The organism is Methanococcoides sp. (assembly GCF_030594565.1).
Taxonomy (GTDB): domain Archaea; phylum Halobacteriota; class Methanosarcinia; order Methanosarcinales; family Methanosarcinaceae; genus Methanococcoides; species Methanococcoides seepicolus.
In genome coordinates this window covers 1-10945 of sequence record NZ_JAUVEY010000071.1, presented here as the reverse complement: position 1 = coordinate 10945, position 10945 = coordinate 1, and the positions used below count along the sequence as shown (strand labels likewise).

Sequence of the window (10945 nt, the reverse complement as noted above, 5' to 3'; positions counted from 1 at the left end):
AAACACAAAACGAATGTAACGGTGTGAACATAATATGATAAATATTCTTGATGATTATGCACTTGTGAGCCCCTTAAGGTATCGTAACAACTGGCTTAAGATAGCCATTGTTATGTTTGGTATTCTTGTAGGAGTTTCCTCACAGTCTTTCATTCCACCTTTTGCTATAGCATTGTGTATGAGCTTCGCAACGGTTTATTTTGGGAAGACTTCGTTTAAATTTTATCTGAAAATATTGTCTGCACCTGCTGTTTTCGTGTTGTTAAGTGTTGTTATCATAGCCTTCTTCTTCGGTTCAGGAGCTGAACTTCTTGGATTTGATATTTTCAGCTATCATCTGGGAATAAATACAGGCGGTCTTGAAATGGCATTGTTAGTGTTTTCGAGAACACTTAGCGGTATGTCTTGTTTGTTCTTCCTTTCACTGACCACCCCTATGGTGGAACTATTCTCAGTTCTTAAAGCTACAAAATTGCCGGATTCTTTTATTGAGATATCCATGATGATGTATCGATACATCTTTGTCTTCCTTGAAGTTGCATGGGGTATCAAGTATGCACAGACGGTCAGGCTTGGGTACAAGGACTGGCGAACATCCCTGAATTCACTTGCAATGCTTTCTACCACACTTTTCATAAGGTCCTGGGAACAGGGAGAAAAGATATTTATTTCCATGAGTGCCCGATGTTATGATGGCAAACTTATTTTCTTTGAGGAAAAAAGACCGATCAGAGCTAATGAGCTAGTCTTGACCTGCACTTATTTTGCTGCGGTATTGGCATTGTGGTATTTAACAAGAATTCATTCTATATTTTAAGGTCTGTTGAGGTTAAAACGATGATATTGGAAACTAAAGGCTTGAAGTATTCCTACCATGACGGGACCCAGGCCTTAAAAGGTATTGATGTAAAGATCGAGAAAGGTAAAAAAATAGCTTTTGTCGGAAAGAACGGTTCCGGTAAATCAACTCTTTTCATGTTGCTCAATGGGACCCTTAAGCCAAAAGAGGGAACGGTCTACTTCCATGGGAAACCCATGGAATATGATTCTAAGTCTCTTCGTGAGATACGCAAAAGTGTTGGCATTGTTTTCCAGAATTCAGATGACCAGATATTTGCCCCTACGGTATATCAGGATGTAGGGTTTGGACCTACCAATCTGGGTCATTCAAAAGAAGAAGTTGAGAAACTTGTGGAAAAAACCCTTGAATATATCGGAATAAACGAATTCAGGAACAAACCTCCTCATCATTTAAGCGGCGGGCAGAAAAAGAGAGTGGCAATTGCAGGTGTTTGTTCAATGGAACCAGATGTAATGATCCTTGATGAGCCTCTTGCGAACCTTGATCCTGTGGGTGCGGATGAGATCCTTGATCTGTTGAATGAGTTAAATCAAAACAACACCACTATGATAATTTCTACTCATGATGTGGAACTTGCATACAGCTGGGCAGATTATGTTTATTTCATGAATGAGGGTAATATTATTGGCGAAGGTGCTCCTGAAGATGTTTTCAAAGACATGGAGCTTTTAAAGAAATCTAATTTAAGGCAACCCCGCACACTTGAAATATACAATGAGCTTGAGAGAAGGAACCTTGCAACTCGTAACAAGTTTCCTACAAGTGTTCCTGAACTTGTCCATTCCCTTAAACCACCTGAACTTATGTGGATAGAAGTTTCTCCTGATGTCAAGGAAGGTGATGTTGTGAACCTTGGTATATTACATGGTGAATATGCTATCAACAGCCCTTATGAAGCAGTCAATGCAAAAGTGCTTCATATTCATCCGGAAGGACATGCAATTGCAGAAATGACACGGCATGGTATCAAGCCCGGTGGCATATTCATCTATGATATGGACAAATATGATGCTGGTCCTTTCAAGAGGATACTGGCTGAAGAGGATATCGATTCCATCGGAGCTATGGGCAAGAAGAGCAAGATCCTTGCGGAAAAGCATCTTCTTGATCTTCAGATCACATCAGGTGTTATCGATAAGTCCATCCTTATGGCACTTTGTGGCAAGAGATCTATGATACTGACCTCAGGTGGAATGATCGGGCATGCTGTCAAACGTATTGATGAATATGCAGAAAACAGTGGAATTGCTATTCAGTTATCTCTTGTAAATTCTGAAAGGGAAGAATTGGGGATCTAAGCTTCTTTATTATTTTCTCTTTCTCTTTTTTTAAGAATTTACGTTCTTCGTTCTTTTCTAGTGGGGTCAATATTTGTAAGATGAGCTCCCTTCCTTTTATTGTAATATTCTTTTTACAAAAATAGCTTTTAAGGGGGACTTAAAGCTGTGGTTGATCATGGGGATGAAGATCGTATTCGGTGTCAGCGGTCGTTTGCAGAAATGTGCAGTGAGATGGTCATAAGAGATTTCATGACAAAGGACCTTGTAACCATTTCTGAAAATGATAGCATTGACCAGATCCTTGAAACATTTGACAAATATCATTTTCACACATATCCGGTCGTAAATGAAGATAATGTCCTTGTGGGAACAATTGATCGGGATATTATATTGAAGATCCTTCTTGTACACAGGGCTCCCCGAATAGAGCACACTCACTTGAATGCAGTTGTTTTTCAGGGTGATACTGCAAAAGCTATTATGCTCTCACACCCGGTCTCAATATCTCCGGATGAACATCTTTGTGATGCAGTGGATATGATGCTCAAGCATAAGATCGATCGTTTTTGTATTGTTGACGATGGAAAACTGGTTGGTATAATTTGTAAACCCGACATTATAAAGGAAGTGTATAAATTAAGGGGTTCGGATTGAATGGAGATCCTTCTTTATATTTTGCTCATCCTCCTACTGGCTAAGCTTTTTGGCGAAGTATTTGAAAGGGCAGGGTTTCCTTCAATTCTTGGGGAACTGCTTTCCGGTATGGTGCTCGGGATACTTTTGATACATCAGGAATCGGAAATACTGAAGTTCCTGGCTGAAATGGGTGCTATCTTTCTCCTGTTCACAGCAGGTTACAAGGAAGTCCATCTTCGTGATCTGAAAGAGTCTTCTGCGAAAGCTTCTGTTGCTACAGTAGTTCAGATATTCGTTGCTTTCTCTTTTGGAGCGGCACTTGGTGCGTATTTTCATTTAAGTGTTCTTGAAAGCATCTTTATAGGAGTTGCATTCAGCCCGACAAGTATCGGTGTGGTCGTCAGGACTCTCATTGACATGGATTACCTTTCGAGCAAACCAGGTTCCATGATGCTGACATCATCTATATTTGATGATATCATAGGGATCTTTCTTCTTTCCATTGTAGTGACCATGGCAACCTACGAACAATTCCCCTCCGGGGTGCAAGTTCTAATAATATTGTTGAAGATGGTTGCCTTCGTGGCGATCATGTTCTCCTTAAGAAAATGGGTCTTTTCCAGGCTCTTCGATCAGATCCATAGGATGCATGTCAAGGAATCGATCTTTGCTTTTGTGATCGTGATCGCACTTTTCTCTGCGTACCTTGCAGAAGTTTTTGGCCTTCATGCTGTGATAGGTGCATTCATTGGAGGGGTAATGCTCTCAGATGTTTCCCATGCGAAGATCGAGCATGTGCAAAGTAAGGTTACAGGGCTTGCTTATGGTATTTTTGTTCCTATTTTCTTTGCATTTATTGGAATTTCCCTTAATATCGCCAGCTTACAAACAATAGGCCTCTTCTCCGTACTTGTTGTTGTACTTGCTCTTTCCGGAAAATTGATAGGGGGTTTTCTGGGAGGTCGCTTGATAGGTTTTGATAATTATGACAGTCTTATATTCGGAGTTGGGGTTATGCCAAGGGCAGGGGTGGAACTTGTATTGATCTCTATTGGAAAAGAGATGGGGATAATAGGGGATGAAGTGTTCTCAGCAATTGTCTTGATGGTGGCGGTATCAATTTTAGTTTCACCCGTCCTCCTTAAGAAGGCCATACAGTTCAAAAACAGGGCAAATTCGAACAATACTTAAACTCATCCGTCTAATAAGTTATTAAAGAAGTTGATCATTAAAATTGGGGGCTATGTATGGGATCAAACATATCGAAAGAAACTGGCAATAAATCGGGGAAAAGTCCGTTGGAAAAAGTTCTTGACAGGAAGGAAATACTTGAAAATATAATCGATCATAGTCCTGTTATTGCTTTTTTATGGACCGCAGATAACACTCCTGAGGAAAAGTGGCCAGTGGAATATGTTTCTGCAAACGTGACCCAGTTAGGTTATACTGTGGAGGATTTCATTTCTGGAAGACTTCTTTATGCTGATATTGTTTATGGGGAAGATCTGGAGCGAGTTGAAAGGTCTCTCGAAAAAAGTCGTGTGGAAGGTAAGAGCTTCTTTGATCAGGAATACCGTGTCGTTCTGGCATCAGGTGATATTCGCTGGGTCGATGAAAGGACATATCTCCAGCGGGATGAGAATGGTACTGTGACCCATTATCAGGGTACTATTTTTGATATTACTGACCAGAAGAACAATGAACTGTTGTGTGAGAAAGCGTTGAAGGAACAAAAGGACCTTGAGGATATCATCAACAATAGTTCTACGATGGTCTTCCTTTGGAGGGCGGAGGAGTTCTGGCCGGCTGATTATGCTTCGGATAATGTCTCAAGACTTGGGTATAGTGCAGAGGATTTCGTACTTGGAAGAATTGTTTATGGGGATCTGATCCATCCAGATGATTACAATGTTGTTAAAGACGAGCTTGAGCAGAGGTGCAATGAAGGATATGATGATTACACCCACGAGTATCGTGTATTGACAAAAGCAGGGGAACTGTGGTGGGTCAATGAGAAGACCGTTATCAAAAGAGATTTGAACGGCAATGTAACACATTTCCAGGGAATTGTGCAGGATATCACAAAACAAAAGGTGAGTGAGATCGCATTGGATGAGGCTTTGGTAAAGCAGAACGACCTCCTTTCAAGGAAACAGGCACTTGAGACTATCGTAAATCATAGCCCGGTGGTCGCTTTTCTCTGGAAGGCCGGTGAGGATGATGAAAAGGAGCTGTGGCCGGTGGAGTTTGTGTCGGATAATATCACTCAGTTTGGCTATGATGTGGATGATTTCCTCTCGGGTGATCTTCTTTATGGGAATATTATCCATGCTGATGATCTGCCTGAGGTGCAGCTCGAACTTTCGGATATATGCCAGGAAGGTGGGAAGATGTTCGTAAAGGAATATCGTATATTGACTCGTTCAGGCGATATAAGGTGGGTGGAAGAACAAACTTTCATACAGCGGGATGATGAGGGTAAAGTGACCGATTATCAGGGAGTTATCCAGGATATAACAGAACGCAAGGGAAGTGGTTGCTGATCGGACATCTCAGTTTTGTCGGTAGGATAAGCTCAAAAGAAAAAAGGTAGAGTGCGAAGTCAGTAAGCGACTTCGTACCTGAATCCAAATTCAACGGCGTAGTCAAGGAAGAAAGCCTTTGTTGGCTCTACTTTTATAATGACATTGTCCGGGTTCTTTGGTAGTTCCTTCATGAACGGGAATTTTTCTAGCATTAACTGGAATATCTGCCCCAATTCTGCTTCATCTGTCACAAATGATGCTTTGCCTTCCATTTGAATGCCTGTGATGTTCATTACATCAGATCCGTCTTCATCGACTGTGAATGCGACGTTTGGGTTCTGTTCGATATTACGGAATTTCCTTGTGGTATTCCCTGTTCCGAAATAAACGACCGGGCCGGCTGATGCAAAAGCCATGCTGTGGACCATTGGTTTTCCTTCCGGGCTAACGGTTGCAAGGTTTAAGTATGAGTGTTTTTTCAGGTATTCATTGATCCTTTCTTTTATCTCTAAGTCACATGCCATGGTAGTACCTCCACAATAGTAAGATGATTCATTAGTGGTAAAAGAAAATTGTCTGTACAGTTATTTAGCTTTACCTAAATGGACATTGGTGGGGATGGCGCAAGTTCTCTTTTGAAACTGATGGCAAATCAAGAAATACTATTGTAACATATTTAATTTGGAGTGTGTGTTTCATTGAGATATGAAAATACTGATATCGAGTCTGTTTTTGCTGAAGTCGGTAGTTCCAGATCAGGTCTTTCTGAGACCGATGTGAAAAAAAGGCTACAGGTATCAGGTTTTAATGAGCTTCAGGAAAAAGTGAGGATCACACCTTTAAAAGTACTGTTAAGGCAGTTCACTAATTTTATCGTCTGGGTCCTTTTGGCAGCGGCTGTGATCTCTCTTATGATAGATGAGGTTGTGAACTTTGGTGTCATCATCTTTTTAGTTGCTTTTGTTATTGTTCTTGGTTTCGTTCAGGAATATAAGGCTGAAAAGGCCATGGAAGCGCTTAAAAGGATGGTGCAGCCCACAACTCATGTTGTCAGGGATGGTACTGTGGCAGAGGTTCCCACCCGGGATGTCGTTGTGGGGGATGTCCTTGTTATGGAGACCGGTGATAAGGTCGCAGCGGATGCTTTTGTTTTTGAGATAATGGGGTTGAAAGTGGACGAATCCGCAATAACCGGTGAGAGTTTTTCGATTGAAAAAGGTATCGGGGATCTTATTTTTTCGGGTACTCAGATAGTACACGGTAAGTGCAAAGCAGTTGTAACAGCCACTGGTATGCAGACCCGGTTAGGTGGTATCGCTTCTATGATACAGGAAGATGAGGTTATGACCCCTCTCCAGCAAAAGATCAACGAGCTGTCAAAGCATTTAGCTATCATTGCTCTTGTTGCTTCTGGTCTCACTTTTGTTCTGGGTTATGCCACAGGTGCACCGTTCGAAGAGATGCTTATCATTGCTCTTGCACTGGCAGTGGCTGCTGTTCCTGAAGGGTTGCCCCTTACTATGACTATAACGCTTGCCTATGGTATGCATCGTATGGCAAAACATAATGCCATTGTCAGGAGGATGCTGGGGGTTGAGACCCTGGGTTCCACTACTGTGATATGTACTGATAAGACAGGAACATTGACGAAGAACGAGATGACGGTGGAGAAGTTATTTGTCAATGGCCAGTTCTTTGATGTGACTGGTATCGGGTATGAGCCCGAAGGGCTTCTTTTAAAAGATGATGTGGAAGCAGATGTAAGTGAGAACAAGGCGCTTTGGACTTTGCTTAATGGCATATCCTTATGTAATAATGCTTCGCTGGTCCAAAGGCACGGGGAATGGGAAGTTTCAGGTGATCCTACCGAAGTATCACTTATTGTCGCTGCAGCGAAAGCAGGGTTATGGAAAGATGATCTTGAGGTGGAATATGAGAAGGTACATGAGATCATGTTCACTTCTGAAAGAAAGCTCATGACAACGATCCATGAAACCCCTGGGGGCAGGTTGGCATTTTGCAAAGGGGCTCCTGAATTTGTTCTTGACAGATGTGTTTCGATAGAGATGGATGATGGTGTCCACGATCTGAGCGATGCGGACGTCAAAGGGATACTTGATGAGAATAATGGGCTTGCAGGTTCTGCGTATCGTGTGCTTGGTGTTTCTTATCGCAAATTATCTGAAGGTATGGCAGTTGAGGATTCTGAGAAGGACCTTATTTTCGTGGGACTTGTGGCAATGATCGATCCTGTGAGGAAAGAGGCTAAGGAATCGATAGCCCTGTGCAAGCGGGCAGGTATAAGGGTCGTGATGATCACAGGCGATAATGAGGAGACGGCTAAAGCCATAGGGAAAAAGATCGGGCTGATCGCTGATTATGACGGTTCTCTGGATGGGATGGATAACAGGCTTCATGCTATTATCAAAGATGGTTCCATTACCGGAAGTGAGCTTCTGTCCCTTGATGATGGGGATTTTGATAAGTTGGTAGAGGGCATCAGTGTTTATGCAAGGGTCATGCCTGAACAGAAGTTGAGGATAGTGAAGGCGTTGCAGAACAGGGGTCACGTTGTTGCCATGACGGGGGATGGCGTTAATGATGCTCCGGCGCTTAAGAGGGCGGATATTGGTATATCCATGGGGATAAAAGGTACGGATGTTGCTAAAGAGTCCAGTCTTATGGTCTTGCAGGATGATAATTTTGGGACCATTGTGGAGGCTGTGAAACGCGGTCGTGCTATTTATGAGAATATTGAGAAATTTACGACATATCTTGTTTCGAGAAATTTTACTGAGATAATCCTCATTATGCTGGGTATTATCCTTTTAGGGTTCGACCTTGTCCCGCTGCTTGCATTGCAGATACTTTTCATTAATATGTTCGATGAGGTCATGCCGGCAATAGCGCTTGGGCTTGATCCGGTACGAGATGAGGTGATGCATGAAGGTCCCAGAAGACCGGGGGAGAAGATACTCAATAGGAGAAATCTGATGTTAGTGGTCAGTATAGCTGCTCTTATGGGGGTTGTTTGTTTCCTCGTGTTCGTACTTTCCGATCCTGCCGGTGATCTTGAGAAAGCTCGTACGCTGACGTTTGCAACGATAGTTAGTATGATCCTTTTCATTCCGTTCGTGTTCAGGTCATTGACATCTTCCTTTTTGAGTGTGGGTGTCTTCACTAACAAACTTATGCTTATAGGGGTGGCAAGTACGTTTTTGTTGACCATGGTTGTAATGTATGTAAGACCTCTTGGGCAGTTGTTCGACCTTGTGCCTTTGAGTTTGATGGATTGGTTCATTCCAATATCTGCTGCTTTTTTGACCATGGTAATGGCAGAGTTGGTCAAGAAGGTTTTACCGGTAGATCGGGAAGTCCAATGGAATAATTTTAAAAGAGATATTTGAATAATAATATAATTGAATTTGTTGTATTCAGGTGATCAGGATGAATTATAGATGTACGATATGTGAGGGTCTGATGAACCATTGGAGGTATCGGCTATTAAAAAGCGTGATAATTATGGGCGCGAACTTGTGACCTATAAATGTATTGAATGTGGTAACGAAGAGATGTATCCTGACCTGTGATAGCCTTTAAGAAAAGCAAAGACATCCCTTAATTTGGGATGTCTGTTGTTGTTATTTTTTCCTGAATTTTCAGAATGATGTATACACTTCTTCGTGTGGGTGTATTACAAAACCTTCGGGAGTGATGTCGTATGGGTGGAGTTTCTTGCTGTGATTTGAACCACGCATCTTGAATATTTCCATGGTTCGTGTGCGGACGTTATCGTGCATGGCGTTATGCAGCACAACGGTACCGTCTGTTACAAAAGTTTCTACACCGAACCTTGCAGGGCTATTTTCATCTACGATCTCACATGTCATTAGTGAGGTAAGTCCTATTACTTCCAGTGTGGTGCTAAGTTTTAGCAGTTCCACACGTATCTTTGCAGGGTCATGGAGATAGAAGCTGATCGAGGTAGTGGAATCGATGAGGGCTCTTTTGGCGTTGATCTCTTCCTGTGTTGAGATGATCTGGTCCATCATTGAACGGGTGTCGAATGGTCTGACATCGACATATTTTTCCTGTGATGGGATTCCGATCTTGGTAGAACATGCATCGATGATAACGAGCTTTCCTTCGTCTTCGAGGGCTTGAAGGTCCCAGCCGAATTTCATTACGTTCTCACGTATCTGCTCTGGTCTTTCTTCGGTTGCAACGATTATACCGTTCTCGCCGTATTTTGTTATACCATTATATATGTACTGCACCGAAAAGTTAGTTTTTCCGGCTCCTGAGGTGCCTGATACAAGGTATGAGCGGTCACGAATGAGCCCGCCTCCGCATAGTTCATCAAATCCGGGAATCCCGGTCTTGACCCTATTCATTTCGTCTTCCATTGAGATCTCTTCAGAATCTGAACCTTCGAACATTTATCTTTTCACTCCTCGCCTTATATAATGTACACGTTGTTTTGAAGCTGGTATTCCAAACGATATTTTAAACAATTATAGGTAAATAACACATATATGATGCTAAATAGGGTTTTTTGCTTTATTTATAATATACATGAAGTACATATAAATTTATTGAAGGTGGCTTAATAACGATTGGCTAAAAATGGACTTAAATGGTCCATGTGTGATAAATCGACAATTTACGAACTCAAATTGACCATATTTAACCCCTTTATATCAATTTGGCATGTTTTTATTCGACATTTACCGTAATTTGCTTCGATATTTACTAATGCATCGCTATAAATCTCTCAAATGAGACCACAAAAGATTTAATAGCCAATTCTCTTATTAAACAGATGTAATCCAATATGACGGGATTCAGAGGGTGATGATGACTCTTTCGGCAATGAACGTATTTGTGCATTGTTTGAAAGAATGATACTCGATAATTCGTTTATCTTGATTCTGACTCACTAACTTATATACATTAAATAATGGAGGAAAATAATGAAAAGCTTTATAGCAATCTTAATGGCTGCTTTAATGGTACTGAGCTTTGTTTCAGTAGCAAGCGCAGCTGACACAGTTGAGATTCGCAGCCCAGTTTTCAATGGTAGCGATCTTGACAATCTTGACAGATATTCAACTGATTTCACTGACTTCGCAGGATTCTTCTTTGATCTTGACGATGGAATCGGTTCCGAAAATATTTCAATTAATGCAGCTTTAGCAGCTGACCGTACAATCGATGACGATGGTCTCGTTTACGTCACAGACATCCAGAGCGTCGATTATACATACGAAGGTTGGGCAGATTCTCCTACCGACAACCAGTTTGACAAGATGGGCTTCCTTGCAGTGGAATACGTCCCAGTTAACGGTGACCCAGCAATCCTTTCCAAGTTGATCCTTGACGACGATGAGAAGTACACCATGCGTGTCGGTGAGACACTCGATCTCGGTGAGGGCTTTGCACTCACACCAAAGCAGATCGATGTAGATGGTGACAAGGTATGGCTCGAGCTCACAAAGGACGGCAAGTTCCTTGATGATGATGTTTACGATGCAACTGCAGCTTCAAACCCAGCTAATAAATCATGGGACTACGAAGCAGATGATATTGCTGGCGAGGACGATGTTGTTGTTCTGAGAGTACACGTTAACGAAGTATTCCAG

General features: G+C 42.0%; 9 protein-coding genes. 7 read left to right on the top strand and 2 right to left on the bottom strand.

Features of this window, described 5'->3' with window-relative positions; genetic code table 11:
* Positions 1 to 34: 34 nt before the first annotated feature.
* The 5 genes from cbiQ to QAS77_RS07145 all read left to right on the top strand — a co-directional run bounded on the left by cbiQ (position 35) and on the right by QAS77_RS07145 (position 5321).
* Entirely contained in the window at positions 35 to 817 is a 783-nt protein-coding gene (cbiQ, locus tag QAS77_RS07165) for a cobalt ECF transporter T component CbiQ (protein ID WP_305064651.1), read from the top strand.
* A gap of 20 nt (positions 818 to 837) precedes the next feature.
* Positions 838 to 2160, top strand: coding sequence for an energy-coupling factor ABC transporter ATP-binding protein (locus QAS77_RS07160; protein WP_305064650.1), 1323 nt, complete (start codon positions 838 to 840; stop codon positions 2158 to 2160).
* A gap of 147 nt (positions 2161 to 2307) precedes the next feature.
* On the top strand, positions 2308 to 2796 hold the full coding sequence (locus tag QAS77_RS07155; protein WP_305064649.1) for a CBS domain-containing protein: 489 nt from the start codon (positions 2308 to 2310) through the stop codon (positions 2794 to 2796).
* Entirely contained in the window at positions 2797 to 3969 is a 1173-nt protein-coding gene (locus QAS77_RS07150; protein ID WP_305064648.1) for a cation:proton antiporter, read from the top strand.
* A 56-nt stretch (positions 3970 to 4025) separates the two neighbouring features.
* Entirely contained in the window at positions 4026 to 5321 is a 1296-nt protein-coding gene (locus QAS77_RS07145) for a PAS domain-containing protein (protein ID WP_305064647.1), read from the top strand.
* A gap of 59 nt (positions 5322 to 5380) precedes the next feature.
* Here QAS77_RS07145 and QAS77_RS07140 read toward each other — a convergent pair whose 3' ends face one another.
* Positions 5381 to 5827: a pyridoxamine 5'-phosphate oxidase family protein gene (locus tag QAS77_RS07140; RefSeq protein WP_305064646.1), complete on the bottom strand. Its 447-nt coding sequence runs from the start codon at positions 5825 to 5827 to the stop codon at positions 5381 to 5383.
* Positions 5828 to 6001: 174 nt separating this feature from the next.
* On the opposite strand from QAS77_RS07140, the gene QAS77_RS07135 reads away from it, so the two are divergent.
* Positions 6002 to 8710 (top strand): cation-translocating P-type ATPase, encoded by a 2709-nt coding sequence (locus QAS77_RS07135; protein WP_305064645.1) that lies wholly within the window; start codon positions 6002 to 6004, stop codon positions 8708 to 8710.
* A gap of 252 nt (positions 8711 to 8962) precedes the next feature.
* On the opposite strand, the gene QAS77_RS07130 is transcribed toward QAS77_RS07135, so the two are convergent.
* Positions 8963 to 9742 carry an ATPase domain-containing protein gene (locus QAS77_RS07130; RefSeq protein WP_305064643.1) on the bottom strand — a complete coding sequence of 260 codons (780 nt, stop codon included), beginning with the start codon at positions 9740 to 9742 and terminating at the stop codon, positions 8963 to 8965.
* Positions 9743 to 10276: 534 nt separating this feature from the next.
* Here QAS77_RS07130 and QAS77_RS07125 point away from each other — a divergent pair.
* On the top strand, positions 10277 to 10945 hold a 669-nt coding region (locus tag QAS77_RS07125), incomplete at its 3' end, for an S-layer protein domain-containing protein (protein ID WP_305064642.1).

Excerpts from the sequence above, each read along its gene's own strand:
- QAS77_RS07130 (WP_305064643.1), bottom strand. The coding sequence starts at position 9,742 with ATGTTCGAAGGTTCAGATTCTGAAGAGATCTCAATGGAAGACGAAATG.
- QAS77_RS07145 (WP_305064647.1), top strand. The coding sequence starts at position 4,026 with ATGGGATCAAACATATCGAAAGAAACTGGCAATAAATCGGGGAAAAGT.
- cbiQ (WP_305064651.1), top strand. The coding sequence starts at position 35 with ATGATAAATATTCTTGATGATTATGCACTTGTGAGCCCCTTAAGGTAT.
- QAS77_RS07160 (WP_305064650.1), top strand. The coding sequence starts at position 838 with ATGATATTGGAAACTAAAGGCTTGAAGTATTCCTACCATGACGGGACC.
- QAS77_RS07140 (WP_305064646.1), bottom strand. The coding sequence starts at position 5,827 with ATGGCATGTGACTTAGAGATAAAAGAAAGGATCAATGAATACCTGAAA.
- QAS77_RS07150 (WP_305064648.1), top strand. The coding sequence starts at position 2,797 with ATGGAGATCCTTCTTTATATTTTGCTCATCCTCCTACTGGCTAAGCTT.